Source organism: Sphingobium sp. JS3065 (genome assembly GCF_026427355.1).
Taxonomy (GTDB): Bacteria; Pseudomonadota; Alphaproteobacteria; order Sphingomonadales; family Sphingomonadaceae; genus Sphingobium.
The window spans coordinates 605,742-632,230 of sequence record NZ_CP102664.1; the positions used below are offsets into that span (position 1 = coordinate 605,742).

At 63.9% G+C, this 26,489-nt stretch carries 27 protein-coding genes and 3 tRNA genes; 16 read left to right on the forward strand and 14 right to left on the reverse strand.

The features are described 5' to 3' along the window. Window positions 1-54: 54 nt before the first annotated feature. Window positions 55-2,574 (forward strand): putative bifunctional diguanylate cyclase/phosphodiesterase, encoded by a 2,520-nt coding sequence (locus NUH86_RS02930; RefSeq protein WP_267251197.1) that lies wholly within the window; start codon window positions 55-57, stop codon window positions 2,572-2,574. Here the strand turns inward: NUH86_RS02930 and NUH86_RS02935 are convergent. From NUH86_RS02935 to NUH86_RS02950, 4 genes are all read right to left on the reverse strand, one after another. Beyond that, window positions 2,571-3,044: a hypothetical protein gene (locus NUH86_RS02935; protein ID WP_267251199.1), complete on the reverse strand. Its 474-nt coding sequence runs from the start codon at window positions 3,042-3,044 to the stop codon at window positions 2,571-2,573. The two genes, NUH86_RS02930 and NUH86_RS02935, sit on opposite strands and share 4 nt — an antisense overlap. Before the next feature lie 110 nt (window positions 3,045-3,154). Beyond that, complete coding sequence (locus NUH86_RS02940) at window positions 3,155-3,640, reverse strand: GAF domain-containing protein (RefSeq protein ID WP_267252015.1); 486 nt, start codon at window positions 3,638-3,640, stop codon at window positions 3,155-3,157. Between the two features lie 52 nt (window positions 3,641-3,692). Then, window positions 3,693-4,118, reverse strand: coding sequence for an alternative ribosome rescue aminoacyl-tRNA hydrolase ArfB (gene arfB / locus NUH86_RS02945; RefSeq protein WP_267251200.1), 426 nt, complete (start codon window positions 4,116-4,118; stop codon window positions 3,693-3,695). 3 nt (window positions 4,119-4,121) lie between these two features. After that, complete coding sequence (locus NUH86_RS02950) at window positions 4,122-4,799, reverse strand: RluA family pseudouridine synthase (protein ID WP_267251201.1); 678 nt, start codon at window positions 4,797-4,799, stop codon at window positions 4,122-4,124. A 64-nt stretch (window positions 4,800-4,863) separates the two neighbouring features. On the opposite strand from NUH86_RS02950, the gene NUH86_RS02955 reads away from it, so the two are divergent. Next, complete coding sequence (locus NUH86_RS02955) at window positions 4,864-5,826, forward strand: acyltransferase family protein (protein ID WP_267251202.1); 963 nt, start codon at window positions 4,864-4,866, stop codon at window positions 5,824-5,826. Between the two features lie 19 nt (window positions 5,827-5,845). Here NUH86_RS02955 and NUH86_RS02960 read toward each other — a convergent pair whose 3' ends face one another. Then, window positions 5,846-7,258 (reverse strand): sugar porter family MFS transporter, encoded by a 1,413-nt coding sequence (locus NUH86_RS02960; protein ID WP_267251203.1) that lies wholly within the window; start codon window positions 7,256-7,258, stop codon window positions 5,846-5,848. A 221-nt stretch (window positions 7,259-7,479) separates the two neighbouring features. Here NUH86_RS02960 and NUH86_RS02965 point away from each other — a divergent pair, with 221 nt between their 5' ends. Further along, window positions 7,480-7,665, forward strand: coding sequence for a hypothetical protein (locus tag NUH86_RS02965; RefSeq protein WP_267251204.1), 186 nt, complete (start codon window positions 7,480-7,482; stop codon window positions 7,663-7,665). A 109-nt stretch (window positions 7,666-7,774) separates the two neighbouring features. Here NUH86_RS02965 and NUH86_RS02970 read toward each other — a convergent pair whose 3' ends face one another. Beyond that, window positions 7,775-8,137, reverse strand: a complete 363-nt coding sequence (locus tag NUH86_RS02970) for an EF-hand domain-containing protein (protein WP_267251205.1) — start codon at window positions 8,135-8,137, stop codon at window positions 7,775-7,777. A gap of 256 nt (window positions 8,138-8,393) precedes the next feature. Here NUH86_RS02970 and purB point away from each other — a divergent pair, with 256 nt between their 5' ends. Next, complete coding sequence (gene purB, locus NUH86_RS02975; RefSeq protein WP_267251206.1) at window positions 8,394-9,707, forward strand: adenylosuccinate lyase; 1,314 nt, start codon at window positions 8,394-8,396, stop codon at window positions 9,705-9,707. 228 nt (window positions 9,708-9,935) lie between these two features. Here the strand turns inward: purB and NUH86_RS02980 are convergent. Both NUH86_RS02980 and NUH86_RS02985 read right to left on the reverse strand, forming a co-directional pair. Continuing rightward, window positions 9,936-10,012, reverse strand: a tRNA-Pro gene (locus tag NUH86_RS02980). A 104-nt stretch (window positions 10,013-10,116) separates the two neighbouring features. After that, window positions 10,117-10,410 (reverse strand): JAB domain-containing protein, encoded by a 294-nt coding sequence (locus NUH86_RS02985; protein ID WP_267251207.1) that lies wholly within the window; start codon window positions 10,408-10,410, stop codon window positions 10,117-10,119. Between the two features lie 123 nt (window positions 10,411-10,533). On the opposite strand from NUH86_RS02985, the gene thyA reads away from it, so the two are divergent. The 4 genes from thyA to NUH86_RS03005 all read left to right on the forward strand — a co-directional run bounded on the left by thyA (window position 10,534) and on the right by NUH86_RS03005 (window position 15,227). Continuing rightward, a complete protein-coding gene (gene thyA, locus NUH86_RS02990; RefSeq protein WP_267251208.1) occupies window positions 10,534-11,511 on the forward strand; it encodes a thymidylate synthase in 978 nt (325 codons plus the stop codon). A gap of 111 nt (window positions 11,512-11,622) precedes the next feature. Further along, complete coding sequence (locus tag NUH86_RS02995) at window positions 11,623-12,918, forward strand: 3-methyl-2-oxobutanoate dehydrogenase (2-methylpropanoyl-transferring) subunit alpha (protein WP_267251209.1); 1,296 nt, start codon at window positions 11,623-11,625, stop codon at window positions 12,916-12,918. A 14-nt stretch (window positions 12,919-12,932) separates the two neighbouring features. Next, window positions 12,933-13,937 carry an alpha-ketoacid dehydrogenase subunit beta gene (locus tag NUH86_RS03000; RefSeq protein WP_267252016.1) on the forward strand — a complete coding sequence of 335 codons (1,005 nt, stop codon included), beginning with the start codon at window positions 12,933-12,935 and terminating at the stop codon, window positions 13,935-13,937. Between the two features lie 9 nt (window positions 13,938-13,946). Further along, a complete protein-coding gene (locus NUH86_RS03005; protein WP_267251210.1) occupies window positions 13,947-15,227 on the forward strand; it encodes a dihydrolipoamide acetyltransferase family protein in 1,281 nt (426 codons plus the stop codon). Between the two features lie 129 nt (window positions 15,228-15,356). On the opposite strand, the gene NUH86_RS03010 is transcribed toward NUH86_RS03005, so the two are convergent. Then, entirely contained in the window at window positions 15,357-15,836 is a 480-nt protein-coding gene (locus NUH86_RS03010) for a hypothetical protein (protein WP_267251211.1), read from the reverse strand. 157 nt (window positions 15,837-15,993) lie between these two features. Between NUH86_RS03010 and NUH86_RS03015 the strand changes: the two genes are divergently transcribed. From NUH86_RS03015 to NUH86_RS03025, 3 genes are all read left to right on the forward strand, one after another. Then, window positions 15,994-17,148, forward strand: coding sequence for an AI-2E family transporter (locus tag NUH86_RS03015; protein WP_267251212.1), 1,155 nt, complete (start codon window positions 15,994-15,996; stop codon window positions 17,146-17,148). A 41-nt stretch (window positions 17,149-17,189) separates the two neighbouring features. Further along, window positions 17,190-17,266, forward strand: a tRNA-Asp gene (locus NUH86_RS03020). Between the two features lie 82 nt (window positions 17,267-17,348). After that, a tRNA-Asp gene (locus NUH86_RS03025) sits at window positions 17,349-17,425 on the forward strand. Between the two features lie 499 nt (window positions 17,426-17,924). On the opposite strand, the gene NUH86_RS03030 is transcribed toward NUH86_RS03025, so the two are convergent. The 4 genes from NUH86_RS03030 to NUH86_RS03045 all read right to left on the reverse strand — a co-directional run bounded on the left by NUH86_RS03030 (window position 17,925) and on the right by NUH86_RS03045 (window position 19,475). Further along, on the reverse strand, window positions 17,925-18,167 hold the full coding sequence (locus NUH86_RS03030) for a DUF2842 domain-containing protein (protein ID WP_267251213.1): 243 nt from the start codon (window positions 18,165-18,167) through the stop codon (window positions 17,925-17,927). Then, window positions 18,164-18,742, reverse strand: a complete 579-nt coding sequence (locus NUH86_RS03035) for a 5-formyltetrahydrofolate cyclo-ligase (protein ID WP_267252017.1) — start codon at window positions 18,740-18,742, stop codon at window positions 18,164-18,166. Before NUH86_RS03035 ends, NUH86_RS03030 begins: the two co-directional genes overlap by 4 nt. Window positions 18,743-18,937: 195 nt before the next feature. Continuing rightward, a complete protein-coding gene (locus tag NUH86_RS03040) occupies window positions 18,938-19,273 on the reverse strand; it encodes a cell division protein ZapA (protein WP_267251214.1) in 336 nt (111 codons plus the stop codon). Further along, a complete protein-coding gene (locus tag NUH86_RS03045) occupies window positions 19,266-19,475 on the reverse strand; it encodes a hypothetical protein (protein ID WP_267251215.1) in 210 nt (69 codons plus the stop codon). The genes NUH86_RS03040 and NUH86_RS03045 overlap by 8 nt, the downstream gene beginning before the upstream one ends. 175 nt (window positions 19,476-19,650) lie before the next feature. On the opposite strand from NUH86_RS03045, the gene tkt reads away from it, so the two are divergent. From tkt to NUH86_RS03065, 4 genes are all read left to right on the forward strand, one after another. Continuing rightward, window positions 19,651-21,615: a transketolase gene (gene tkt, locus NUH86_RS03050; protein ID WP_267251216.1), complete on the forward strand. Its 1,965-nt coding sequence runs from the start codon at window positions 19,651-19,653 to the stop codon at window positions 21,613-21,615. Window positions 21,616-21,644: 29 nt separating this feature from the next. Next, a complete protein-coding gene (gene gap, locus NUH86_RS03055; RefSeq protein ID WP_267251217.1) occupies window positions 21,645-22,655 on the forward strand; it encodes a type I glyceraldehyde-3-phosphate dehydrogenase in 1,011 nt (336 codons plus the stop codon). A 69-nt stretch (window positions 22,656-22,724) separates the two neighbouring features. After that, window positions 22,725-23,927 carry a phosphoglycerate kinase gene (locus NUH86_RS03060; protein WP_267251218.1) on the forward strand — a complete coding sequence of 401 codons (1,203 nt, stop codon included), beginning with the start codon at window positions 22,725-22,727 and terminating at the stop codon, window positions 23,925-23,927. Window positions 23,928-24,049: 122 nt separating this feature from the next. Next, window positions 24,050-24,946: a fructose bisphosphate aldolase gene (locus NUH86_RS03065; RefSeq protein WP_267251219.1), complete on the forward strand. Its 897-nt coding sequence runs from the start codon at window positions 24,050-24,052 to the stop codon at window positions 24,944-24,946. Between the two features lie 22 nt (window positions 24,947-24,968). Here the strand turns inward: NUH86_RS03065 and NUH86_RS03070 are convergent, their stop codons facing one another. Then, the gene (locus NUH86_RS03070) at window positions 24,969-25,688 is read right to left on the reverse strand and encodes a DUF72 domain-containing protein (RefSeq protein WP_267251220.1); all 720 of its coding nucleotides are present in this window, start codon (window positions 25,686-25,688) and stop codon (window positions 24,969-24,971) included. 74 nt (window positions 25,689-25,762) lie between these two features. On the opposite strand from NUH86_RS03070, the gene thiE reads away from it, so the two are divergent. After that, window positions 25,763-26,455, forward strand: a complete 693-nt coding sequence (thiE, locus tag NUH86_RS03075; RefSeq protein WP_267251221.1) for a thiamine phosphate synthase — start codon at window positions 25,763-25,765, stop codon at window positions 26,453-26,455. Window positions 26,456-26,489: the final 34 nt, after the last annotated feature.

Genomic DNA, 26,489 nt, shown 5'->3' on the forward strand with positions numbered 1-26,489 from the left:
TCCATTACCACATCCTGATGAATTACAGAATTGGCGGTGAACCAAGGCTGACGCATGGACCGTTTTGCTGATCGTAGATTTCAGGAACTGGGTACCGAACTGGCTCAGGACGGGCTGGATTGGGACACTTTTCACTATCGCAATGAATTGCTCTTTTCGCCGGTATTCCAGCGCGTCTCGCCACCACTGATTCGCTGGATCGCGGATTCGCGCGGTCGCATCCTGTCGCGAGAGATCGCTTCCGACCTGTTCGCGCGCCATTTTTCCTCCGACATGATGGGAAATGGCTGGCGCGCCATGCTGGACCGCCACGACTGCAAGGCCTTGGCCGACGCGGCGAAGCATTCCCGCCCCGGTCCGATCCCCGTCCGGATGCGCACCCTGTCGGGGGAGACGAGATCGGGGATCGTGCGCATGACGCTGGTCGCGGAACCGGACGAGCAGCCGCTCTGGTACGGCACAGTCGAAGATATTGACGAGCGCTATGACCGGGATCGTCGGGCATTGGCCGATGCGCTGGCGGAAAGCCGACAACATTATCGCTGGTCGGTGGAACTCAGTCCCCAAGTGCCCTGGACGGCGGCCCCTGACGGCGCGGTTGAGGAAATCGGGCCGCGTTGGCGGGATTTGACCGGCATGGACCCGGATCAGGCGCAAGGCACAGGGTGGATCGATTCGCTTCATCCCGACGATGTCGACCGGACGATGGCGGTCTGGATGGAAAAGGTCCGAACGGGCGATCCGGTGGATGTGGACTACCGGCTGCGCCTAGCCGACGGCGGCTATCGCTGGATGCGGTCGCGGGCGTCGGCGCGGCGCGATGCGAAGGGCCGGATCGTGCGCTGGTACGGCACGCTGGAGGATATTCACGCGCAGAAGCTGGCGCAGCGCGAACTTGCCGATAGCGAGGAACGCTTCCGCCTGGCCGTGCAGTCGGCGCGTCTGGGCATCTGGGATTTCGACGCAATGGCGGGCACGCGGACATGGTCGCCGGAATTCCGGTCGATGCTGGGATTGTCCGATACCGAACCGGCGACGAGCGAACTGGCGCTGAAGCTGGTGCATCCGGACGACCGTGCCCGCCTGGCCGCAATGCTGGACGCCGTGGCGAATGAGCGCATGCCGCCGCATTTCGAAGCGACCCTCAGGATATACCGGGCCGATACCGGCGCCCTGCGCTGGATCAAGAGCGTCGGATGGCGCAGTTTTTCGGATTCGGGTCGGCCGCTGCGCGTCATCGTCACCTTCCAGGACGTCACCGAGGAAAGGGATAGCGAGGAACGCATCCGCTGGGCCGCGACGCATGATCCGATGACCCGCATGCCCAACCGGGCGCTGTGGCAGGCGACGCTGGAGGAAATGACCGAGCGGGCGCGCAGTCGCGGAGAGAGCTTCGGCCTGATCCTGGTCGACATAGACGATCTGAAGCGGACCAACGACATGCTGGGCCATGATGCGGGCGATGCGCTCCTTTGCGGCTTTGCGCAGCGTTTTGCCTCCTGCGCGCCGGCCGACGCCATGATCGGGCGGCTGGGAGGTGACGAGTTCGGCATGATCGCGCCTTCACTCGCCAGCAGCACGGCGCTTTCGGACTGGAGCGCCGAACTGCTGGGCGGTGTGCGGGCGCCCTATGTCCATAATGGCCGTTCGCTCGACTATGGCATCAGCATGGGTGGCGCGGTCTTCGGCGAACATGGGGAGGACGCGACCGAATTGCTGAAGGCGGCGGACTTGGCGCTTTACGCATCCAAATCGTCGGGACGGGGCCGCCTGACGCTGTTCCAGTCGCAATTGCGCGCAGAGGCGCAGCAGCGCAGTTCGATGATCCATATGGCGCGGCAGGCGATCGCGGAGGATCTGGTGGTGCCCTATTATCAGCCGAAGTCCGATATGAAGACGGGCCGGATATTGGGCTATGAAGCGCTGCTTCGCTGGCAGCATCCGCGCACCGGCGTACATGCGCCCGACAGCATCGCCGCGGCGTTCGATAATGCGGAAATCGCCGTCGAACTGACGGAAAAGATGCTGGCGAAGGTCGTTCGCGACGTCGATCGCTGGTTGCGGTCGGGCTATGATCCGGGCCGTGTCGCCATCAACGCTTCGGCCGCCGACTTCATGCAGCATGATTTTGCCGACCATGTCCTTGCGCATCTCGCGCGCTGCGCCGTTCCGCCACAGCGGTTCGAGATCGAGGTGACGGAGACGGTGTTCCTCGGCCGCGGCGCCGAACAGGTGGAGCGGGCGCTGCACCGCCTGTCGGCGGCGGGCGTGCGGATCGCGCTGGACGATTTCGGCACCGGCTACGCATCGCTCAGCCATTTGAAGCAATATCCCGTCGACGTGCTGAAGATCGACCGCAGTTTCATCCGCAATATCGAACGGGATGCCGGGGACGCCGTCATCGTCGACGCCATCGTGAATCTGGGCAGCAGCCTGGGCATGGAGGTGGTCGCGGAAGGCGTGGAGACGGCCGGGCAGGTCGAACTGCTGATCGCGCGCGGTTGCACCATCGGCCAGGGCTATCTGATGGGCCGGCCCCGGCCCTGGGCGGCGGTGCGGTCGCAGGCGGCTTAGCGCGACTTCCTCTTTCGCGCAGGCACTTCGGTTACATAGGTCCGGGTGGTGGTGACGGCGGGTTGGATCACGACGGTCGTCGTGGTGGCGCCGGGATAATAATAGCCGTCCGATACGAAGCCGGGAGCCTGCGTCGTCGTGACCACGGGTTCTCCCGGACCGGAAGTGCGGACCGTCGGGCGCGGCGCAGCGGCATAGGGCGGCGGGTCGAAATCGACGCCCGGACCGCCGCTCACATGCCCTTCGAAGCGGCCCTCATAATCGCCGCTATAGGTTTTCCCGTCCTTGTCGCGCCAGGTGCCGCTCCAGCGGCCTTCATAGCCGTGCGAAGGCGCGGACGGCCGGTCCGGCGTGGTGACTTCGTCATCATAGCGAAGGCCGGGCGACCCGCCCTGACCCTTTGCCAGAACGGGCGTCGCCATCCCCATCGTCAGGCTGGCGCCCACCAGGATGATGTTCCGGATATGCATGCTAGAACCCCTGTTTCGGCTGTTTTGTTAAGGGCTTGTTTAGCATGATGGAGCACGGCGATCCACGCATCGGCGGTTGCGATGCTGTCTCGAAACGGGGCACGGCATGTTCAGCCCAGCCGCGATCCGATGCGGGCGATCAGCGCCTCCAGTCCCGTCCTGTCAGCATCGTCGAACCGCGCGCGGGTTGGGCTGTCGAGGTCGAGTACCGCCACAATCCGGCCGTCCACGATCACCGGCACGACGATCTCCGAAGCGCTGGCCGCGTCGCAAGCGATATGGCCCGGAAAGGCGTGGACATCCTCGACCAGTTGCGTCTCGCTGCTGGCGGCCGCCGCGCCGCACACGCCCTTGCCCAGCGGAATGCGGATGCAGGCCGTCTTGCCCTGAAAGGGGCCGAGCACCAGTTCATCCCCGATCATCCGGTAAAAGCCCGCCCAGTTGAGGTCCGGCAGAAACTGCCAGATGAGCGCAGAGACATTGGCCATATTGGCGACGCCATCGGGTTCGCCCGCCGTCAGCGCATCAGCGGCGGAGAGCAGGTCGTCATAGAGCGTGGCCTTGTCGGCGTCGGCCGGGGGAGCGAAATCGAACATGGCGGGGATATAGGGGATGCCGGGCGTGTCGGCCAGTGCCGCCCATATTCCCTTAATCGAACCGAACCTTGCCGCGCCCGGCCTTGACCGAACTGCGCGCCTTCTTCGCATCGACGCGGCGGGCCTTGGCGGCCTTGCCGGGCTTGGTCGCCTTGCGCGCCTTGGGCACGACGGTCGCCTCGCGGATCAGCGCGACCAGCCGTTCCACCACTTCCTGCCGGTTCAAAAGTTGCGACCGGGATCCTTCGGAACGCAGGATCAGCACGCCTTCCGCCGTCATCCGTCGCCCGGCGATCATCGCCAGCCGGTGCTTCACCGCTTCGGGCAGCGAAGGGCTGTTCGCCACGTCGAAGCGCAATTGCACGGCGCTGTCGGTGGTGTTGACATGTTGGCCCCCCGCGCCGGTCGAGCGGACGAAAGTCTCCGAAAGCTCGTCAGTGTCGATGGCGATCGACCGGGTGACGGGAATAAGGGCCAAGCGCTATAGCCCCGCCTGTTCGAGCAGTTCCTGCCCGAAGCCTGCCGCCGCGAAGGTTTCCGGCAGGGGCGCCGTCGCTTCCGCAGGCGCTTTCTCGCCGCGCGGGATGCTGAGGAAGCGGCTGTGGAGCAGCATCGGGCCGCTGCCTGTGCCATAGACCGGATCGCCGGCGATGCCGAAGCCCAGGCCATGCAGCGCATGGGTGCGAATCTGATGGGTCCGCCCGGTGCGGGGGGTGAAGACGATCACCGACCGGCCGTCCTTCTCCGCGATCTTGCGCCATTCGGTGACCGCCGCCTTGCCCGCCTTGGCCGGGATCATGCGCCAGCCCTGCGCCTGTGTGCTGATCTTCTTGAGCGCCAGATCGATCATGCCGCTATCCTCCGCCGGGACGCCGTCGACCACCGCGACATAGCGCTTGGCGACGGTACCCGCTTCGAAGGCGGCGGCGAAGCGCTTGTGCGCCTTGGGATTGCGGGCCAGCAGCAGGCAGCCGCTGGTGTCCCGGTCCAGCCGGTGCACCGGCAATGGCCAACGCTGAAAGCCGAAGGTCAGAGAGGAAAGATGGTTTTCCAGGGAAAGCGATCCGTCACGCGGTGCGTCGACCGGCAGGCCGGCGGGCTTGTCGAGGATGATGGCCTCGCCATCGATGAACAGGACTCGATCGTGAAGCAGGGACAAAGGCGTTTCCGTAAATGAGGGGAGCGATTGACGCGCGTGCGGCTTCCTATAGGGCGTGGAGGTCATGGAGAATAGGGGGCATGAAGGGCATCCGCCGGGCGGAGGCAGGCTGGAATGGATCGATGTCGCGCGCGGCGTCGGCATCGTCGCCGTGGTCGTCGGCCATGTGTGGACGCGCGGGGGGCTGCGCGATGCGATGTACAGTTTCCATATGCCGCTGTTCTTCCTGTTGTCGGGCCTGCTGTCGCGCCCGCAGCCGGTGGCGCGCTTCGCATGGCGGCAATGGGCGTCGCAGATGCGGCCCTATGCGGCTTTCCTGATCCTTCTGATCGTGGCCGACCAGATCATCGAGACGATGAAGGGCGGACGGCCAATCTTTCACGACTGGCCGCATGATCTGTTGCCGATCCTGCTGGGCGGCTCCTGGCTGCGGGGGCCGTTCACCATCTTCTGGTTCGTGCCCTGCCTGATGATGGCGCGGATAGTGTTCAATATGGGGCTGGCGCGCTGGCCCCATCCGTTCGACCGGCACTGGGCGTGGGTGATGTTGCCTTGCCTGGCGGCCGCTTATGCGGTGGGCCAGTTCACCAGCCTGTCGCCCCTGGGCGTGCTTAGCGTGCCGATGGCGCTGGTTCTGCTCTGGGTCGGCGCAGCCTGGCAGCTTGCGGCCTGGCGAAGCTGGATGGTCGCGCCACTTGTCCTGCTGTCGCTGGCGGGATTGATGGCCTTGCTGCCGACGCTCAATATGAAGGCGGCGGATTATGGCTGGCCGTTGCTCTCCATCGGATCGGCGGTCGCGACCAGCTTCCTGCTGTTCCGCCTGTCGGTAAGGATCGCGCCGTTCAGCGGTTGGATCGCGGCGATCGGTCGCGCCTCACTGGTCATCATGTACCTGCATGTCGCGGTGATCCATTATCTGTCGCCTTATCTGGGCAAGCCATGGTTGCTGATGACGGCGCTGCTGGCGCCGCTTGCGGCCTATCATCTGATCCGGTCCGCGCCGGTGGCGCGGCGGATTTTCCTTTAACGCTGCCCGGCTGCTGCCTTCAGCCGACCATATCCTCCAGTTCGCGTCCCTTCGTCTCACGCACCAGCGCCCGGACGAAGAAATAGGAAATGGCGGCGAAAAGCGCATAGCCGGTATAGGTGATCGCCAGCCCCGGCGACACCGCCAGCGCGGGAAAGCTGACGGAGATCGCCGCATTGGCGATCCACTGCGCAAATCCCGCCACGGCAAGGGCCGATCCGCGTATCTGGTTCGGGAACATCTCGCCCAGCATCACCCACATGATCGGCCCCCAACTCATGTTGAAGAAGATCACGTAGAGATTGGCCGCGACCAGCGCGATCACGCCATTATGGCCAGGCAGCGTCACCGTACCGTCGCCCCCCGTGATCGCGGTGGAAAAGGCATAGGCGACCGTCGCCAGCGTCACCGCCATGCCCGCCGACCCGGCCAGCAACAACGGCTTGCGCCCGATCCGGTCGACCAGCGCGATGGTGGTCAGGCATGCGCCGATCGACAGCACGCCCGACAGGATGTTGGTCTGCAACGCATGATCTTCGGAAAAGCCGACCGCTTCCCACAATGTCGCGCCATAATAGAAGACGACGTTGATGCCGACGAACTGCTGGAACACGGCCAGGCCGATGCCGGTCCAGACGATGGGGCGCACCTTGCCGCTCGTCCGGTCGATCAGGTCGCCCAGCTTCGGCCGGTGATGGTCGGTGGCCAGGCTGGCGCGAATCTCCGCCACCTTGCGGGTCGCCGTTTCCACCCCGAACAGCCGGGTCAGCACGGCATGGGCGCGCTCATCCTGCCCGCGCGCCACCAGATAGCGGGGGCTTTCCGGGATCGCCAGCAGCGCCAGGAAGTAGATTGCCGCCGGAATGGCCTGCAACCAGAACATCCAGCGCCAGGCCGGAAAGCCCAGCCACAGTTCCGCCGTCGACCCGCCCGCATGCCGCGCCAGCACGAAATTCGCGACGAACGCGCCGGTCAGGCCGGAAATGATCATGACCTGCTGGACGCTCGACAACCGCCCGCGCACCGCCGCTGGCGTCACTTCGGAGATATAGACAGGCGAAATGACGCTCGCCGCGCCCACGCCAAGCCCGCCGATGATGCGGGCAATGATGAATATGGCGGAGGATCCCGCCGCACCCGCCATCAGCGCGCTGCCCAGGAACAGCACCGCCGCCAGCATCATCACGCCGCGCCGCCCGATCAGGTCGGCCAGACGCCCGGCGATGAACGCGCCGATGGACGACCCAACCAGGATCGCGCCCACATTGACCCCGATGCCCAGCTTGCCCAGGTCGAAGGCCGCCTCCAGCCCCTTTTGCGTGCCGTTTATAACACCGCTGTCATAACCGAACATGAATCCGCCTATGGTCGCCACGGCGACGATCGCCGCGATAAAGGCCATGTTGACCCGCTCGGCGTTCCCTTCGGACATGATTGATCCTCTCTGCATCCTGTATAGCCGTGATATGGCCGGGCCTGTCCGGGCGCGGCGGGGTCGGAGGCGAAAACCGCCCGTCCTTGGGTGCTACGCAACTTGCTTGTCGGTCAAGCCCTTAAGTGCCGCCGCGCATGGGCGATGGATCATGTCGGCCCAATATTTTCGCCGCATCCGCCTTTTCTGTGCTTATGCTTTGTTGCATATCGGGAATCACCATGACGAAGCCGACCGAAGACGCGCCCGAGAGCGCCGCCGCCCCTGCCTCCACCACGGACAAGACCGACATGGCCGCCGCCGCGCGCAAATCGGCGAGCAAGGCCGTCTGGATGGGGACTGCCGTCGGCATCGGCTCCGCCGCCATCGTCGCGGCGCTGCTCTACGCGAACAAGAAGCGCGGCTGACCTTCCGCGCCGCGCAAAAAAGGAGGCGGCATGGCCTTCGCTCCATGCCGCCTCACGATGCGACCCATTTAGGGTTCCAATCCCCGCCTCGCGACGGGAATTCCGTATTTTATCCCGCGCCGCCACTCAGATAGGCGATCAATTCGGGCTTGCTTATGGTGGCGCTCTTGTCCGCATCGGCCGTGACGAAAGCGCCATCGGCCCAGGCCGTCACCTCGGCCGGCGCCAGACTATTCCCCGTGGCCTTCATTTCCTGATCCTTCAGCGCCACCATCCAGCGCGAGAACTCAGCCTTGTCGAGTTGGCCGTCATGATTCTGGTCATAGGCCGGAAATTCGGTGTCCACGATCGAGGATACCGCGTTGCCGGGCGCGGCGGGCTGGGCCGGATTGTCCTGGGGCGCGGCACCGGCCTGCGCCGACGCCGGCGTCGCAACGAAGATGGCTGTCATCAAAAGACAGGCGCGGATCATGGCATTCTCCAGAATGGACCGTCCGATTTTCACCTGCGACAATAGCCAAATAAAACATCGAGTTCCCGACTATTTGTTTGCCCGGCTCCATTCACCTCCCGATTCGGCTCGTTTCGGCGTCCGGTGCTGCGATTAATGAGACGAAACATCGGAGAGCGGCCCGATATCATCCCCCTTGGCCGCTCGATTTGCCCCCGAAAGGCGGTGCTGCTAGGCGGCGCAGCGACTTTCAACTCATGCATGCAGGATTCGCCCGATGGTCCCCCGTTACGCCCGCCCGCAAATGACCGCCCTCTGGGAACCGGAGGCCCGCTTCAAAATCTGGTTCGAGATTGAGGCGCATGCGACCGAAAAGCTGGGCGAACTGGGCGTTGTGCCGCCATCCGCCGCCAAGGCGCTGTGGGACTGGTGGGCGACCAACCCCGCCATCGACGTGCCCGCCATCGACGCGATCGAGGCCGTCACCAAGCATGACGTCATCGCCTTCCTGACCTGGGTGGCCGAACAGGTGGGCGACGAAGCGCGCTTCATGCATCAGGGCATGACGTCCAGCGACGTGCTGGACACCTGCCTCGCCGTGCAATTGAGCCGCGCCGCCGACATCCTGATCGACGATCTCGACAAGCTGCTGGAGGTCATCAAGCGCCGGGCCTATGAGCATAAGTTGACCCCGACCATCGGCCGCAGCCATGGCATCCATGCCGAACCGGTGACCTTCGGCCTGAAAATGGCGGAGGCCTATGCGGAGTTCAGCCGCTGCCGCGCCCGCCTGGTCGCCGCGCGGGAGGAAGTCGCGACCTGCGCCATTTCCGGCGCGGTCGGCACCTTCGCCAATATCGACCCGCGGGTGGAGGAGCATGTCGCGGAGAAGCTGGGCCTCGCCATCGAACCGGTGTCGACGCAGGTCATTCCGCGCGACCGGCACGCGATGTTCTTCGCGACGCTGGGCGTGATCGCATCGTCCATCGAGCGGCTGGCCGTCGAGGTCCGCCACCTCCAGCGCACCGAAGTCCTGGAAGCCGAGGAATATTTCTCGCCCGGCCAGAAGGGCAGCTCCGCCATGCCGCACAAGCGCAATCCGGTGCTGACGGAGAATCTGACCGGCCTGGCCCGCATGGTGCGCAGCTATGCCCTGCCGGCGATGGAGAATGTCGCGCTCTGGCATGAACGCGACATCAGCCACTCTTCGGTCGAACGTTATATCGGCCCCGATGCGACCATCACGCTCGACTTCGCGCTGGGCCGCCTGACCGGCGTGATCGACAAGCTGCTCGTCTATCCTGAGCGGATGATGAAGAATCTCGACAAGATGGGCGGCCTCGTCCACTCGCAGCGGGTGCTGCTGGCGCTGACGCAGGCGGGCGTGTCGCGGGAGGACAGCTATCGCTATGTCCAGCGCAATGCGATGAAGGTCTGGGAATCGGACGGCCAGCTTTCGCTGATGGAATTGCTGAAGGCCGATCCGGATGTCGCGGCGGCGCTGACCGCCGAACAGATCGAGGAGAAGTTCAACCTCGATTATCATTTCCGTCAGGTGGACACCATCTTCCGCCGGGTGTTCGGCGAATAGCGCCTATCCGATAACGAAGACATGATGAAGGGCGCGGAAACGCGCCCTTTTTCGTGGACGATGGTTCAGGGCGATTTCAAGTACGATGGCTATCGGGCCAACGCGCCCAGATTATCAAGGAAATCGGAAAAGCGCGCAGCGGGAGCGTTTGGCCGGAGGAACACAGGCTCAGGATGCTATCGGAAGGCAAGATACCGCAACAAATGCCTGAAAAATAAGCGAAATAATTGGTCGGGGAGAGAGGATTCGAACCTCCGGCCCCTGCCTCCCGAAGACAGTGCTCTACCAGGCTGAGCTACTCCCCGACCGATAGCGGGTCCGTTTCGAGGCGGTCCCGCTGGGCAGGCCGCAGCCTATAGAGGTGGCTTTTCCGGCTGGCAAGCGGTGGAGCGGGATTTTTTTGGGCGGCTCATAAAAGCCCGGCCTCGCGGAAGCTGAAACGGCCCTGGCCGCTGCGAATCACATGGTCCGCCAGGCAGATTTCCATCGGGCGAAGGTGTTTCGAAAGCGTGCGGGTCAGGCGGATATCCGTCCAATAAGGGAGGGGGCCGCCGGCCCGCCGCTGTTCGATCGCCAGCCAATGGCTGTCCCATCGCAGCAACGCATCCATGGTGCGGCGCCAGTCATGATCGGCATGCAGCCGATGGAGGGGGCGCCATTCCTCGTCCAGGACGAGCAGTTGCAGGGAAGCAGGGTCGCGCATCCCGCCGACCATGCTCTTGCGACGCGCTCACGATAGAGGAAGCATGATCCCTTTTCGAGAGGATTGGACGCAACTTGATCCGTTTCGCAGCATTTGGCGCGCGCGGGCGGCTGGGCTACAGCAATGCTGTTCCAGAATCACGAAAGTCCTGCCTTGACCAGCCTGCCTCCCTCGTCCGATCCCCATTATGAGCAGCAATATCTGGATCTGATGCGGCACATCTGGCGGCATGGCGATGAGAGGATCGACCGGACCGGCGTGGGGACTCGGTCGATATTGGGCGCGACCATGCGATTTTCGCTGGCCGACGATTCCGTGCCACTGCTGACCACCAAGCGCGTCTATTGGAAAGTCGCGGCGCGGGAGATGCTGTGGTTCCTGACCGGCGACACCAATATCCGGGAACTGGTGCGGCAGGGGGTGCATATCTGGACCGACTGGCCGCTGGATGCCTACAGGCGCGCGACGGGCGAACAGATCGATCGCGATGCCTTCGAGGCGCGGATCGTCGAGGATGAGGCGTTCGCGGCCCGCTGGGGCGATCTGGGGCCGGTCTATGGCGCGCAGTGGGTGAACTGGCCGCGCTATGAGGAGGTGGAGGACGGCCTCTACCGGCGGGCGGCGCAGGGACACAACCAGATTGCCGATCTGGTCGAGGGAATTCGGACCAATCCGGGGTCGCGGCGGCTGTTGTTCACGGGCTGGAATGTGGCGGAGGTATCGCGCATGGCGCTGCCGCCCTGCCATATGACCTATCAGTTCCAGGTGGCGAATGGACGGCTTAACGGGCTGCTGTTCCAGCGCAGTTGCGACCTGGGACTGGGCTTTGCCTTCAATATCTTCGGCCTGTCGATGATCACGCGGATGCTGGCGCAGCAATGCGATCTGGAGCCGGGCGAGGTCATCTGGCAGGGTGGGGACGTGCATCTTTACCTCAACCATGCCGAGCTGGTGGAGGAGCAGATCAGCCGAATTCCGTCCGGTGAACCCAAATTGCGGATCAATCGGCGGCCTTCATCCATTTTCGATTATCGGATCGAAGATTTCGAGGTGGTCGATTACGCACCGCAAAGACACATCGCCGCCCCGGTCGCCGTCTAGCGGGCGGGGAACGGTCTGCGACGAAATGGGTCAGCAAGGCTTGCCTTCGCGGGTGTTGTAATATAATAATTGTATTCAGCAATATTATTGCAACGCACAAGAGGAGGCAGGATGAGCGACCGGATCGATTCGGACGCTGGAAGAGATGGGGCGGGACGCAATCTGCCTCCGCTCCGGCTGCATGTGCCGGAACCGAAATTCCGGCCGGGCGACACCGCCGATTTCAGCGATTTCGACATTCCGCCCGCAGGCGCGCAGGCGCGGCCGGATGAAATTGCGCAGGCGGGCGAGATGCGCGATCTGGCCTATGGGCTGATCCGCGTGCTGGATGAAGATGGTGTCGCGGTCGGCCCCTGGAACCCCAAACTGCCGGCTGAGACGCTGCTCAAGATGCTGCGCGCCATGGCTCTGACGCGGGCTTTCGATGCGCGCATGTTCCGGGCGCAGCGGCAGGGCAAGACCAGCTTCTACATGAAATCGACCGGTGAGGAGGCGGTGTCGATCGGCGCGGCGCTGGCGCTGGCGGGCGACGACATGTGTTTCCCCAGCTATCGCCAGCAGGGCATATTGATCGCGCGGGGCTGGTCGATCATCGACATGATGAACCAGATCTATTCGAACAAGGGCGACCGGTTGAAGGGACGTCAGCTCCCCATCATGTATTCGGCGCGGGAGGCGGGTTTCTTCTCCATCTCCGGCAACCTCACGACGCAATATCCGCAGGCCGTGGGCTGGGCGATGGCCAGCGCGGCGCGGGGAGATACGCGGATCGCCGCGACCTGGTGCGGCGAAGGGTCGACGGCGGAGGGAGACTTCCATTCGGCCTGTACCTTCGCCAGCGTCTATCGGGCGCCAGTGATCATGAATATCGTTAATAATCAATGGGCTATAAGCAGCTTTTCAGGATTTGCCGGAGCAGAGGCGACGACTTTCGCGGCGCGGGCCATCGGTTATGGCATCGCGGGGCTGCGGGTCGACGGCAATGATGCGCTGGCGGTCTATGCCGCGACGCGCTGGGCCGCCGACCGGGCGCGGGCCAATGCCGGACCGACGCTGATCGAGCACTTCACCTATCGCGTCGAGGGGCATAGCACTTCGGACGATCCCAGCGCCTATCGCTCTGCGGACGAGGCGAGCCATTGGCCGCTGGGCGATCCGGTCGCGCGGTTGAAGAAACATGTCATCGGCCTTGGCATCTGGGATGAGGAACGGCACGCGGCCATGGACAGGGAACTGGCCGAAATGGTCCGCGACGCGGCGCGGGAGGCGGAGAAGAACGGCATTCTCGGCCATGGCCTCCACCATCCGATGGAATCGATGTTCGAGGATGTGTTCGAGGAGATGCCCTGGCACCTCAAGGAACAGCAACAGGCTATGCTGGACGAATGGAAGGCGGCTGGGCTGTGAGCGACGTCGTGCAGATGAACATGATCCAGGCGATCAACAGCGCTTTGGACGTGATGATGGGCCGCGATCCGGATGTGGTCGTGATGGGCGAGGATGTCGGCTATTTCGGCGGCGTCTTCCGCGCGACGGCCGGGTTGCAGCAGAAATATGGCAAGAACCGGGTGTTCGACACGCCGATCACCGAATGCGGCATCATCGGCGTGGCGGTGGGCATGGGCGCCTATGGGTTGCGGCCGGTGCCGGAGATTCAATTTGCCGATTATATCTATCCGGCGCTGGACCAGTTGGTGTCGGAGGCGGCGCGGCTGCGCTACCGTTCCGCAGGGGAGTTCATCTCGCCCATGACGGTGCGGTCGCCCTTTGGCGGCGGGATTTTCGGCGGGCAGACGCACAGCCAGTCGCCCGAAGGCATCTTCACCCATGTTTCGGGGGTGAAGACGGTGATCCCCTCGACGCCCTATGACGCCAAGGGGCTGCTGATCGCGGCGATAGAGGATAATGACCCGACCATCTTCTTCGAGCCGAAACGCATCTATAACGGCCCGTTCGACGGACATTACGACACGCCGGCGAAAAGCTGGGCAGGGCATGAGGCGGCGCAGGTGCCGACCGGCTATTATCGCGTGCCGCTGGGTGAGGCGCGGGTGGCGCGGGCTGGCGAGGCGCTGACGGTGCTTTGCTACGGCACGATGGTTCATGTGGTGGAGAACAGCGTGGTCGAGATGGGCGTGGATGCGGAGATACTCGACCTGCGGACGCTGGTGCCGCTGGACATAGAGGCGATCGAGCGGTCGGTGAAAAAGACCGGGCGTTGCCTGATCGTGCATGAGGCGACGCGGACCAGCGGTTTTGGCGCGGAATTGATGGCGCAGGTGCAGGAGCGGTGCTTCTACCATCTCGAAGCGCCCATCGAGCGCGTGACCGGCTTCGACACGCCTTATCCGCATAGTCTGGAATGGGCCTATTTTCCGGGACCGGTGCGCATTCGCGAAGCCATCAACAAGATTTTGAAGGATTGAGGGGCTGTCATGGCGCTTTTTACGTTCAGATTGCCGGATATCGGTGAAGGCATCGCCGAAGCGGAGATCGTCGGCTGGCATGTGAAGGTCGGGGACCGGGTCGAGGAAGACCAGCCGATTGCCGACATGATGACCGACAAGGCGACGGTGGAGATGGAAAGCCCGGTTTCGGGTGTCGTGGTGCGGCTGGCGGGCGAGCCGGGGCAGCAGATCGCCATCGGCTCCATGCTGGTGGAGATCGAGACGGAAGGAAAAGGGCAGCAGCCTTCGGTTGAAGAGGTGGTTCCGGCCCCCGCCTCAATAGCTCCCCTCCCTTCCAGCGAGGGGCCGGGGGAGGGCCGCGAGCATAGCGAGCCTGCACCGGTCGAAGAAGAGCAGCCGATTGCGTTAACGCCCGCCCCCTCCCAGGAAGGGAAGGGAGAAAAGAAGGCGGAGGTTCTGGCTTCCCCCGCCGTTCGGGCGCGTGCCAAGGAGCTGGGAGTCGATCTCGCCCAGGTGAAACCAGGCGGCGATCATATCCGGCACGCCGATCTGGATGCTTTCCTGCTCTATGGGTCGGGGCAAGGCTATCGGCCTGCGGGGCGGTCTGCCAAGCGCGCCGATGAGGAGGTGAAGGTCATCGGCCTGCGCCGCCGCATCGCCGAGAATATGGCGGCCTCCAAACGCGCCATTCCGCATTTCTCTTATGTCGAGGAAATCGACGTCACCGCGCTGGAGGAAATGCGCGAGCAATTGAACGCCAACCGGGGTGAACGGCCCAAGCTCACCATCTTGCCGCTGCTGATCGCGGCGATTTGCCGGGCCTTGCCTGAGTATCCGATGCTCAACGCCCGATATGACGATGAGGCGGGTGTGGTGACGCGCTATGGTTCCGTGCATATGGGCATTGCGACGCAGACCGATGCGGGGTTGATGGTGCCGGTGATCCGGGACGCTCAGGACCGCAATGTCTGGCAACTCGCGGCGGAGATCAGGCGGCTGGCCGATGCGGCGCGGACGGGCAAGGCGAAGTCGGAGGAACTGTCCGGCTCGACGCTGACGCTGACGTCGCTGGGGCCGCTGGGCGGGGTGGCGACCACGCCGGTCATCAACCGGCCGGAAGTCGCGATCATCGGACCCAATCGCATCATCGAGCGGCCGGTGTTCCGGGGCAAGGAAGTGGTGCCCGCAAAGCTCATGAACCTGTCGATCAGTTGCGACCATCGCGTGGTCGACGGCTGGGATGCGGCGAGCTTCGTCCAGGCGGTACGGAAGTTGCTGGAGACTCCGGTCCTCCTGTTTGCGGACTAGAGCGGTTTTCGATCTGATTGAATCAGATCGACCGCTCTATTCCTTTGTTTTACCGCGATTTCTTAAACGTCAGATGATGCCATCTGACTGGAAATCGCTTGGTTTGATCCCGGTCGAACGGGGCAGGCTTTAACGAACCGTTGCGCGGTAGCTCAGCCGGCCACTCTCGCCCGGCGTAATCTCGTCGGGCACGGTCCAGCGGACATGGGTGATGTCGGCGGAGATGGCGCGGCGAGTGCCGCCCAGCGCGGTTGGAAGCCAGAAATCGGCCAGGCGGCCCCAATGAGCGCCGCCATCGACCGAAACCTGCATCGCGGGATCGCTGAGGTCTAACTGAGCGCCGCGCGGGACCGCGTTGGTGACGGCCAGGTTGCGGACGGGACGGTTGCCTTCGTTGCGCCAGTTGACCACCAATATCAGTTGATCGCCCGATCCGGCGCGGTCGGCGCTTTGCAGGATGCGGCGGGCGCGGCCATTGATGTCGGTGCTCACCCGCTCGACGAACATCCGCGTGTCCAGTTTGATGCCCTGCCGCATATCCTGACGACTTTGGGCCATTTGCGGCGCGCCTATCCAGGCCAGAGCGATGAGCCATCCCACCGATTTCATGCCAATCCCCCGTCTCATATGGGCCGAATGTGGCCGCAGGTGACGAAGATTTGGTTAATATCTTGTTTTCCTTGCTATCCGCCTGTTGCGCCGATGCAAATTGACGGACTGGAACCGCCGGTGCACAAAAGCAGGGCGGGGCAGGGATATTTCAGGCGTGACACCTCAGGAACAGCAGGAGATCAACAGGCGGCGGGACCGGCTGTTGGCGTCGATCGCGCTGACGACGGGAGTCGGGCTGGTCCTGGCCATGCCCTTCGCCTTGCGCGAGGGTGGGGAGTTTTTTCTGCCGCTGACCGCCGCGCTGGTGATCGCGATCGCGCTGGTCCCCTTTCTGGAGTGGATGGAGCGGCGGCGCGTGCCTTCTTCGCTGGCGGCGCTGACCGCGGTGATCGCGTTTCTGCTGGTGGCGAACACCGCGCTGGTGTTGATTGTCGTGCCGGCGGCGGACTGGTTTCGCCTGTTGCCCGAACGGCTGCCCAAGATTCAGAATAATCTGGCGCCGCTGATCGATTTTTATTCGCAGCTTCAGCGCTTCGTGGATGAAACGGTGCGGATGCTGGCGACCGGCCCTGTAGCGGCGGCGCAGACGGCGGCGGTGGATGCGCCCCGGTCGCTGCTGCAATTTGCCGCGACTTCCGCGCCTTCGGCCATCATCCAGATGGTGTTCGCGCTGCTCATCATTTATTTTTTTCTGGCCGGTTGGACGAAGCTGCGGCGGCGGACGATCAACAGCCGGGAAAGTTTCGACGGCGCCATGGCGGTGGCGCGGGTCATCCAGAATGTCGTGGATGCGACATCGGCCTATGTGCTGACCATCGCGACCATCAATCTGTGCCTGGGGCTGGCCGTCGCCTTCGCGCTGTGGCTGATCGGCATGCCTTCGCCGCTGATGTGGGGCGGCATCGTCGCATTGCTGAATTTCGTGCCCTATTTCGGGCCGATGCTGGTGGCGGTGTTGTTGGCGCTCGGCGGCCTCATGGTGTTCGACGATGTGTGGAAGGCGTTGCTGCCCGCCGCGCTCCAGATCGGCTTTCATCTGGTCGAGGCGAATTTCGTGACGCCGACGCTTCTCGGGCGGCGGCTCACCATGAATCCGTTGCTGATTCTGGTGTCGCTGACCTTCTGGGGATGGGTGTGGGGGACGCCGGGGGCGTTGCTGGGCGTGCCGTTGCTGATCATCATCCAAACCGTGGTTTCGGCGGCCGGAACGCCGGATATTGCCGGTTTCCTGTTCGAGCGCGGCACGCTGACCGTGTCCCCGCGCAAAGAAAATGACGAAAGCCGCGAAACAGATGGTGCAGGCGGTTGACAGGGGGAACGGGGCCGCATAGATGCCCGCCCACACCGAACGCGGGTGTAGCTCAGTTGGTTAGAGCGCCGGCCTGTCACGCCGGAGGTCGCGGGTTCGAGCCCCGTCACTCGCGCCACTTTCCTTAACGGCAAGTGGATGGTTTTTCAGATCAGCATCGTCTGGTGGCCTGCATGGGTCACGCCTAGATGCCGCCCTGCGCGGGTGTAGCTCAGTTGGTTAGAGCGCCGGCCTGTCACGCCGGAGGTCGCGGGTTCGAGCCCCGTCACTCGCGCCATTCTCTTCATGATCGCCTGTTGATGCTGTTGGACGTGGCGCTTGCCATGGGTTCATCAACAATGGCTGATTTCCGTCATTTTTCGTCGAAGTTCACACTATATGCGCGCGCGTGCCTGGGCGCGCGTATGCGTTGCGTAGCGGACATTTCAAAGAGGCGGGAAGGATAGGCGGGTTGGGGCGGAATAGGACAGGCGGAATTTCGGAATGTTGGAGAAATAGGACGTTTTTTGAGGATGTTGTGGCCGCTGGGTCACCTATTATCTTCAGGAGTAGGGTGCGCCCAATGGCTAATTTGGCCAGTAGCGGACATCAATTCCTCCCTGCGCGAAGCGTGGGGGAGGGGGACCAGCCGCAGGCTGGTGGAGGGGAAATTCGGAGGTCGCGCCATTCCCCTCCACCACGCTTCGCACGTCGAAGAGAGTCACGTGCCTCTCTGCGACCCTCCCCATCTTTCGATGGGGAGGAATAGGATAGGTCGGCTTTCTATCCAAATTGGCCTAAAAACCGCGCCAGCGCCCGGTTTCCATCCACGCCAACAGCCGTTTCAACGGCAACACCCAGATCCAGATCAGGCCAAGAAACACGTAAACCACCACCTGCACGATCATCGGCAGGCCGCCGATCAGTCCCGACAGGCTGCCGATCAGCACCGCCCAGAGCGCGATCAGGCCCAATATGACGAACATGCCCACCGGCTTGCGCCAACTTGGCTTGTAGGTGGGACGGGGGTCGATGCTCATGCCTCTTCGCCTTCGATCAATTCGACTTCGGTCAGGATCAGGTTGAGCGGCAAGTCCCACGGATCGGCGGGCAGGTCGTCATGCTCCTGCACCGACCAGGCAAGGCCCAGGCGCAGGGCGTCCGGATAGCGGGCGAAGACCCGGTCATAATAGCCGCCGCCCTGGCCCAGCCGGTTCATCGCCCTGTCGAAACCGATCAACGGAGCGATGATGACGTCGGGCGTCACGGGATCGCCGGTCGGTTCGGGGTGGCTGGTGCCGAACAGGCCGGGGAAGAGCTGATCCTCCGGCCGCCAGCTCAGGAAATCCATGCTGCCCAGCCGGTCGATCACGCGGGGCAGGGCCAGCGTCTTGCCCATGGCCTGCAAGGGGGCGGCCAGCCGCTGAGCCGGGGCTTCGTCGTCCAGCCCCATATAAAGCGCCACCACCTGCGCATCGGCCAGCCTCCGGGCGAGCGGGGACGGGATCACCTTGAACGCCAGCCGGTGTGCCAGCGGATCGAGCGAGGCCACGAAGGCGCGCCGTTTCTGCCGGGCGATGGAGCGCAGGGTCGCCTTTTCGGTATCGTCGCTCATCATATGATCCGGTTGGGGAGGAGGGTGACGGGACCGCCTCGGCCGTGTGCTGGAAAATCCTCTGACGCCTCAACGTCAGGTGGGAACCATGTAGATCGGGCCGGAGCCCGCCCAGGGACAGTCCCCGTGGATGTGATTATCGCCTCAGGGATGTTCGCTAAAGCTCGTACCGCGCAGTACCCGTCGCCTTCCTATCTAGGCTTCGGGCGCGGCGGCGACAAGTCTTTCACGCAGCTTTTCTATGCGGACGGTCAGGGATTCCAGCGCGTGGATCGCGGGTTCGTCCTCCGGCTCCAGCGCCAGGCTCTGCTGGCGGCCGATCGCCTCGCGCTTCAGGTCGTTGAGTTCGTCGGCCAGGAAGAGCGCGGCGAAGAGCAGCGTGCGCACTTCGGTCAGGCCCGGTGTGTTCTGCTGGGCCAGGCGTGCCTTGCGTTCTATCAGATTGGCGAGATGCGCCAGATGGGCTTCCTCGCCGTCGCGGCAGCGCAGGTCGTAGGCGCGCCCGGCGATATGCAAAGTGGTTTCAGCCATCGGCCCGTTCCTTCAAATCCCGCCCCTTCAATTCCGTGATGAGACTGTCCAGCGATTGCAGCGCCGCGCGCGCGGACGCCCTGTCCAGGCCGGGGGAGGAGTCGGAAGAGGGGGCCAACAAAAGCCCGTCCACATCCTGTTCGAACCGGCTGATCGCACGCTCCAGCGTGGTGATCGCCCTCATCATGCGGTCGCTTGCCATAAATGTTGCCATAAACAAAGTTTTCGCCGCGCAAAAGCAGTCATTCGGCGGCTTGGCGTACCCAGGGGGCCGCCCGTGGTTGACGCCTTGTCCCTGAGTCGACAAAGGGATCGCAAACTCGACTCGACGGCCTGAACAGGGGGCCGGTTGAAAAGCCAGGAAAGACGCCGCCTCGATGACCGTTTCCGAAAAGTCCCTCGCCAACGCCATCCGGGCGCTTTCCATGGACGCGGTACAGGCCGCCAACAGCGGCCATCCGGGCATGCCGATGGGCATGGCGGACGTGGCCACCGTGCTGTTCAAGGATTATCTGAAGTTCGATCCGAAGGCGCCGAAATGGGCCGACCGCGACCGCTTCGTGCTGTCGGCGGGCCATGGGTCGATGCTGATCTATTCGTTGCTGCATCTGACCGGCTATGCCAAGCCGACGATCCAGGACATCGCGAACTTCCGCCAGATCGGCAGCCCCTGCGCCGGACATCCGGAGAATTTCGAGCTGGCGGGCGTGGAAGCGACCACCGGCCCGCTGGGTTCCGGCCTTGCCACCGCCGTCGGCATGGCGATTGCCGAGCGGCATCTGAACGCGCAGTTCGGGGACGAGATCGTCGATCACCGGACCTGGGTGCTGGCGGGCGACGGCTGTCTGATGGAAGGCGTCAACCATGAAGCCATCGGTCTGGCGGGACATCTGAACCTTGGCCGCCTGATCGTGCTGTGGGACGACAACAAGATCACCATCGACGGCGCCGTCGACTTGTCGAGCAGCGAGGATGTGCGGGCGCGCTATGCCGCGACCGGCTGGCATGTGGTGTCGTGCGACGGGCATGACGTGGCCGATGTGCGCCGCGCCATCGATGAGGCGCTGGCCGATCCGCGTCCGTCGCTGGTCGCCTGCGCCACCAAGATCGGCTATGGCGCGCCGAACAAGGCAGGCACTTCGGGCGTCCATGGTTCGGCCCTGGGTGAGGCGGAAGTGGCTGCGGCCCGTGAATTCCTGGGCTGGACGGCTGAACCTTTCGTGATCCCCGAAGATATTGCCGCCGCCTGGAAGGCCATCGGCGCCAAGGGCGGCGATGCCCATGCGGCCTGGGCGGATCGCCTTGGCTCGAACGGTCAGAAGGCGGAGTTCGAGCGTCGCATGGCCGGCGAACTGCCCGCCGGTTTCTCGCTCGACGCCTATATCGACACGCTGATCGCCAATCCGCAGAAGGTCGCCACCCGCAGGGCGAGCGAACTGGCGCTGGGCGCGATCAACGACCTGCTGCCCGAAACGCTGGGCGGTTCGGCGGACCTGACCGGTTCCAACAACACCAAGACCAAGTCGACCGGGCCGCTGACCAGGGACGATTATTCGGGCCGCTATGTCTATTACGGCATTCGCGAATTCGGCATGGCCTGCGCGATGAACGGCATGGCGCTGCATGGCGGCGTCATTCCTTATGGCGGCACCTTCCTGGTGTTTTCGGACTATATGCGCGGCGGCATCCGTCTGGCTGCGCTCCAGCAGACGCGCGTCATCCATGTGCTGACCCATGACTCCATCGGCCTGGGCGAGGACGGCCCGACCCACCAGCCCATCGAGCATGTCATGTCGTTGCGCATGATCCCGAACCTCGATGTCTACCGTCCGGCGGATATCGTCGAGACGGCGGAGTGCTGGGAACTGGCCTTGAAGGATGCGACCGGCCCGTCGGTGCTGGCGCTGACCCGCCAGAATTTGCCGCAGCTTCGCACCGAAAAAAGCGAAAATCTGTCGGCCAAGGGCGCCTATCGGCTGAAGGCCGCCACCGCCGAGCGCAAAGTCGTGCTGGTCGCCACCGGTTCCGAAGTCGAGATCGCCGTCGCCACCGCCGCTTTGCTGGAAGAGCAGGGCATCGGCGCGGATGTCGTATCCATGCCGAGCTGGGCGCATTTCGACGCGCAGCCGCAGGCCTATAAGGACGATCTGCTGCCGCACCATGTGCTGCGCGCTTCGATCGAGGCGGGCACAACCTTCGGTTGGGAGCGTTACACCGGTATCGCGGGTCTGCGCTTCGGCATCGACAGCTTCGGCGCGTCGGCTCCTGCGGAAGTGCTTTACGATCATTTCGGCCTGACCGCCGCCAAGATCGCGCCGCAGATCGCGGCGGCGCTCGACTGAAATTCAATCCAAACCGGGAGACAAGTGCAGTGGCAACGAAGGTAGCAATCAACGGTTTCGGCCGCATCGGCCGTCTGGTGGCGCGCGCCATTCTTTCGCGCACCGACCATGATCTGGAACTGGTGAGCATCAACGACCTGGGCGACGCCAAGTCCAATGCCCTGCTGTTCAAGCGCGACAGCGTTCATGGCAACTGGGCCGGGGAAGTCAGCGTCGATGGGGACGCGCTGATCATCAACGGCAAGCGCATCGTCGTCACCGCCGAGCGTGATCCGGCCAACCTGCCGCATGCCGCGCAGGGCGTGGACATCGCCCTGGAATGCACCGGCATCTTCGCCGACAAGGCGAAGGCGAGCGCGCACCTGACCGCGGGCGCCAAGCGCGTCATCATCTCCGCCCCGGCGACGGGCGTCGACAAGACGGTGGTGTTCGGCGTCAATCATGAAACGCTGACTGCAGACGATGTGGTCATCTCCAACGCGAGCTGCACCACCAACTGCCTCGCGCCGCTGGCGAAGGTGCTGCACGACGCCGTGGGCATCGAAAAGGGCTTCATGACCACGATCCACAGCTACACCAACGACCAGAACACGCTGGACCAGTTGCACAAGGATATGCGTCGCGCCCGCGCTGCCGCCGTGTCGATGATCCCGACCACCACCGGCGCCGCCCGCGCCGTGGGCGAGGTGATGCCGGAACTGAAGGGCAAGCTGGACGGATCGTCGGTTCGCGTGCCGACCCCTAACGTCTCGGTCGTCGACCTGAAGTTCATCGCCAAGCGCTCCACCACCGTTCAGGAAGTCAACGAACTGCTGAAGGCCGCTTCGGAAGCAGGGCCTCTGAAGGGCGTGCTCGGCTATTCGGACGAGCCGCTGGTGTCGATCGACTATAATGGCGATGCGCGCAGCTCGACCGTCGACAGCCTGGAAACGGCGGTGATCGACGGCACGCTGGTCCGTGTGCTGAGCTGGTACGACAATGAATGGGGCTTTTCGAACCGCATGATCGACACCAGCGGTGTCGTGGCGAAGTTCCTCTAAACGACACGAACCCCGCCGGACCGATCCGGCGGGGTTTTTCATCCAATTCCACGCTTACAGGGAGCGATCATGGCAAAGCCGTTCAAGACACTCGACGACATGGGAGACATCACGGGCAAGGTGGTGCTGGTGCGCGAGGATCTGAACGTGCCGATGCAGGATGGCTCCGTCACGGACGACACCCGCCTGCGCGCCGCCATGCCGACCGTGCTGGAACTGGCCGACCGGGGCGCCAAGGTGCTGATCCTGGCGCATTTCGGACGTCCCAAGGGACAGAAGAACCCGGAATTTTCGCTGTCGAAGATCACCCGGCCGTTGACGGCGGTGCTGGGGCGCGAAGTCCAGTTCATCCCCGATTGTCAGGGTGAGGCGGCGACTGACGGCATCGCGGTGATGCGTCCGGGCGACATCGCGATCCTGGAAAACACCCGCTTCCACGCTGGCGAGGAAAAGAACGATCCCGCCCTGGTCGAGGCGATGGCGGCAATTGGCGATCTTTATGTGAACGACGCCTTCTCCGCCGCGCATCGTGCTCATGCCTCGACCGAGGGGCTGGCGCACAAGCTGCCCGCCTTTGCCGGGCGCTCGATGGAAAAGGAACTGGACGCGCTCCAGGCCGCGCTGGGCGAGCCGGTGAAGCCGGTCGCGGCGGTCGTGGGCGGCGCGAAGGTTTCGACCAAGCTCGACGTGCTCAACAATCTGGTCGCCAAGGTCGATCATCTGATCATCGGCGGCGGCATGGCCAACACCTTCCTCTATGCCCGCGGCGTCGATATCGGCAAATCGCTGTGCGAAAAGGATCTGGCCGAGACCGCCGAAGCCATTTTCGACAAGGCCGAGGCGGCGGGCTGCACCATCCATCTGCCCTATGATGTGGTGGTGTCGAAGGAATTCGCCGCCAATCCGCCGTCGCTGCGCATCTGCAACGTCCATGAGGTGGCCGAGGATGAGATGATCCTCGACGTCGGCCCGGCGGCTGTCGAAGCGCTGGGCGATGCGCTGAAGAACTGCCGGACCCTGGTGTGGAACGGGCCGCTCGGCGCGTTCGAGATCGCGCCCTTCGACAAGGCGACCGTGGCGCTGGCGAAGACGGCGGCGGCGCTCACCAAGGAAGGCGGCCTGACCTCCGTCGCGGGTGGCGGCGATACCGTCGCGGCGCTCAACCATGCGGGCGTGGCGGGCGATTTCACCTTCGTTTCCACCGCTGGCGGGGCTTTCCTGGAGTGGATGGAAGGCAAGGAACTGCCCGGCGTGAAGGCGCTGATGGCCTGATTCATCGTGGGGTGCGCCTTGGAGAGTGGCGCGCCCCGCTCGACCGTGGACGCCGTGCGCGGCGTCCCTCCCATAGACGTGCTGCCGGGAGGGCGGCGCATCCAACGAAGAGGTATGTGCAGATGCAGTTCGAGGACATGAAGGCGAAGATCGAGAGCGGCAACGGCTTCATCGCGGCGCTCGACCAGAGCGGCGGTTCGACGCCCAAGGCGCTGAAGGGCTATGGCATCGAGGAAGACGCCTGGACCAGCGAAGAGGAGATGTTCGGCCTGATCCACGCCATGCGCAGCCGCATCATCACTTCGCCGGTCTTTTCGGGCGAGAAGGTGCTGGGCGCGATCCTGTTCGAACGGACCATGGACGGCGAAGCGGGCGGCAAGCCGGTGCCGCAGGCGCTGATCGAGCGCGGCGTGGTGCCCTTCATCAAGATCGACAAGGGTCTGGAAGACGAAGCGAACGGCGTGCAGTTGATGAAGCCCAATCCGGGTCTCGACACGCTGCTGCACCGCGCCAAGGCGCTGGGCGTGTTCGGCACCAAGGAGCGTTCGGTGATCAACCTCGCCAACCGCGAGGGCATCGCCGCTGTCGTGAAGCAGCAGTTCGAGGTCGGGCAGCAGGTGCTGGCCGCCGGTCTGGTTCCGATCATCGAGCCGGAAGTGAACATCAAGAGCCCCGAACGCGCCGAGGCCGACCAGATCCTGCTGGAGGAAATCCTCAAGAATCTCGACGCTCTGCCGGGCGACGACAAGGTGATGTTGAAGCTGTCGCTGCCGGTCAAGGCGGGCCTGTTCGACCCGCTGGTCGACCATCCCCGCGTGCTGCGCGTCGTGGCGCTGTCGGGCGGGTTCTCGCGTTCCGAAGCCTGTGTCGAACTGGCGAAGAATCGCGGCATCATCGCCAGCTTCAGCCGCGCGCTGCTGAACGACCTGCGTCACCAGATGAGCGACGAAGAGTTCAACGCCTCGCTGGGCGAAGCCATCGACGAAATCCACCGCGCCTCGACCAAGAAGGCGGCCTGATCGGATAAAAGGCCGCCGGGGTTCAGGCTCCGGCGGCTTCCTTCAAGATGCGCGCATCCGCGATGGCCCGCGCATCATAATCATTGTTGAAATAGGCCCAGACGGTCCGACCCTCGCGGCTCTGCGCCTTCATCCATTCGGCCCAGTCCTCCAGCCTCCTGCGCGAATAGCCGCCGCGATATTTGCCCTTCGTGCCGTGGAACCGGACATAGGCGGTGGAGCCGACGGCCAGCCTGGGGCTGACCGATCCGGGCATGTCATGCACGCAAAAGGCGGCGCCGTGGCGCTCCAGCAGCGCGTAGGTCTCATCCCCATACCAGCTTGGATGGCGGAATTCGAAGACCGGAACCGGATGGCGCGGCGCAATGCGCAGGAAAGCCTCCAGCCTTGGCAGGGCCAGGCTGAAATGCGGCGGCAATTGATAGAGGATCGGCCCCAGCGTGGCGCCGAAATGCGCGAAGGACGCCATCATCCTTTCCAACGGCTCCTCGCAGTCCTTGAGCCTCTTCATCTGCGTCAGATAGCGGTTGGCCTTGGCCGCATAGCAAAAGCCTTTCGGTGCCTGCTCGCGCCATTTGTCGACGGTTTCCGGCTTGGGCAGGCGATAGAAGCTGTTGTTGATCTCCACCGTGTCGAATTGTTCGGCATAGAAGGCGAACCAGTTTTTCGCCGCCATCTTCTCCGGGTAGAAGCGCCCGCGCCAATCCCGGTAATTCCATCCTGAGCAACCGATCCTGATCATGGGGAAGGAACGTCGGCGTAGCGGGATAGGCTCCCCTCTTTTCCAATCGGCCCAAAAGCGGCTAAGGCGAGCGCATGATCGATTTCACAGATGAAGAACTGACCCTCGACCCGAATTTCGCTGATCGCTTCGAGCAGGGCTTTCGCCCCGCCTGTCAGCTTTATCTGATCTCGCCCCCCGCGATCGGAGCGGACTTTGCCGATAGCCTGGCCGCCGCCTTCGACGGGGGCGGCGTGGCGGCATTCCAGTTGCGGTTGAAGGGCCTGGACGAAGACGCCATCGCCCGCGCCGCCGATCCGTTGCAAAAACTCTGCGCCGAACGGGACGTCGCCTTCATCGTCAACGACAGCATGACGCTGGCCAAGCGGTTGGGCGCGGATGGCGTGCATCTGGGGCAGGGCGACGGCGATCCGCGAGAGGCTCGCAAGCTGCTCGGCCCTTCGGTGCAGATCGGCGTCACCTGCCATGACAGCCGCCATCTGGCGATGGAAGCGGGCGAGGCGGGGGCGGACTATGTCGCTTTCGGGGCCTTTTACCCGACGACCACCAAGGAAACCCACTATAGGCCAGATCCGTCGATCCTGGGCTGGTGGACCGCGCTGTTCGAACTGCCCTGCGTCGCCATAGGCGGGATCACGGCAGACAATGCCGCGCCGCTGATAAAGGCGGGGGCGGACTTTCTGGCCGTAAGTGGCGCGGTGTGGAACCATCCGGAGGGACCGCGTGCCGGGGTGGCTGCCTTTGAGGGACTATTGGGGCGGAAATAAAGGCAGCTTTCCCGTATCTGGCGCGTTTCTCCCC

Bases quoted from the DNA above. Each gene is read 5' to 3' on its own strand.
- NUH86_RS02955 (WP_267251202.1), top strand. From the start codon at position 4,864: ATGGAGAATAGGGGGCATGAAGGGCATCCGCCGGGCGGAGGCAGGCTG.
- NUH86_RS03035 (WP_267252017.1), bottom strand. From the start codon at position 18,742: ATGAGCGACGATACCGAAAAGGCGACCCTGCGCTCCATCGCCCGGCAG.
- NUH86_RS02960 (WP_267251203.1), bottom strand. From the start codon at position 7,258: ATGTCCGAAGGGAACGCCGAGCGGGTCAACATGGCCTTTATCGCGGCG.
- NUH86_RS03005 (WP_267251210.1), top strand. From the start codon at position 13,947: ATGGCGCTTTTTACGTTCAGATTGCCGGATATCGGTGAAGGCATCGCC.
- tkt (WP_267251216.1), top strand. From the start codon at position 19,651: ATGACCGTTTCCGAAAAGTCCCTCGCCAACGCCATCCGGGCGCTTTCC.
- NUH86_RS03000 (WP_267252016.1), top strand. From the start codon at position 12,933: ATGAACATGATCCAGGCGATCAACAGCGCTTTGGACGTGATGATGGGC.
- NUH86_RS03065 (WP_267251219.1), top strand. From the start codon at position 24,050: ATGCAGTTCGAGGACATGAAGGCGAAGATCGAGAGCGGCAACGGCTTC.
- NUH86_RS03040 (WP_267251214.1), bottom strand. From the start codon at position 19,273: ATGGCTGAAACCACTTTGCATATCGCCGGGCGCGCCTACGACCTGCGC.
- NUH86_RS02940 (WP_267252015.1), bottom strand. From the start codon at position 3,640: ATGTTCGATTTCGCTCCCCCGGCCGACGCCGACAAGGCCACGCTCTAT.
- thiE (WP_267251221.1), top strand. From the start codon at position 25,763: ATGATCGATTTCACAGATGAAGAACTGACCCTCGACCCGAATTTCGCT.
- NUH86_RS03030 (WP_267251213.1), bottom strand. From the start codon at position 18,167: ATGAGCATCGACCCCCGTCCCACCTACAAGCCAAGTTGGCGCAAGCCG.
- NUH86_RS02965 (WP_267251204.1), top strand. From the start codon at position 7,480: ATGACGAAGCCGACCGAAGACGCGCCCGAGAGCGCCGCCGCCCCTGCC.
- NUH86_RS02930 (WP_267251197.1), top strand. From the start codon at position 55: ATGGACCGTTTTGCTGATCGTAGATTTCAGGAACTGGGTACCGAACTG.
- NUH86_RS02970 (WP_267251205.1), bottom strand. From the start codon at position 8,137: ATGATCCGCGCCTGTCTTTTGATGACAGCCATCTTCGTTGCGACGCCG.
- NUH86_RS03060 (WP_267251218.1), top strand. From the start codon at position 22,725: ATGGCAAAGCCGTTCAAGACACTCGACGACATGGGAGACATCACGGGC.
- NUH86_RS02995 (WP_267251209.1), top strand. From the start codon at position 11,623: ATGAGCGACCGGATCGATTCGGACGCTGGAAGAGATGGGGCGGGACGC.
- NUH86_RS03010 (WP_267251211.1), bottom strand. From the start codon at position 15,836: ATGAAATCGGTGGGATGGCTCATCGCTCTGGCCTGGATAGGCGCGCCG.
- NUH86_RS02935 (WP_267251199.1), bottom strand. From the start codon at position 3,044: ATGCATATCCGGAACATCATCCTGGTGGGCGCCAGCCTGACGATGGGG.
- NUH86_RS03045 (WP_267251215.1), bottom strand. From the start codon at position 19,475: ATGGCAAGCGACCGCATGATGAGGGCGATCACCACGCTGGAGCGTGCG.
- purB (WP_267251206.1), top strand. From the start codon at position 8,394: ATGGTCCCCCGTTACGCCCGCCCGCAAATGACCGCCCTCTGGGAACCG.
- NUH86_RS02985 (WP_267251207.1), bottom strand. From the start codon at position 10,410: ATGCGCGACCCTGCTTCCCTGCAACTGCTCGTCCTGGACGAGGAATGG.
- thyA (WP_267251208.1), top strand. From the start codon at position 10,534: ATGCTGTTCCAGAATCACGAAAGTCCTGCCTTGACCAGCCTGCCTCCC.
- NUH86_RS03070 (WP_267251220.1), bottom strand. From the start codon at position 25,688: ATGATCAGGATCGGTTGCTCAGGATGGAATTACCGGGATTGGCGCGGG.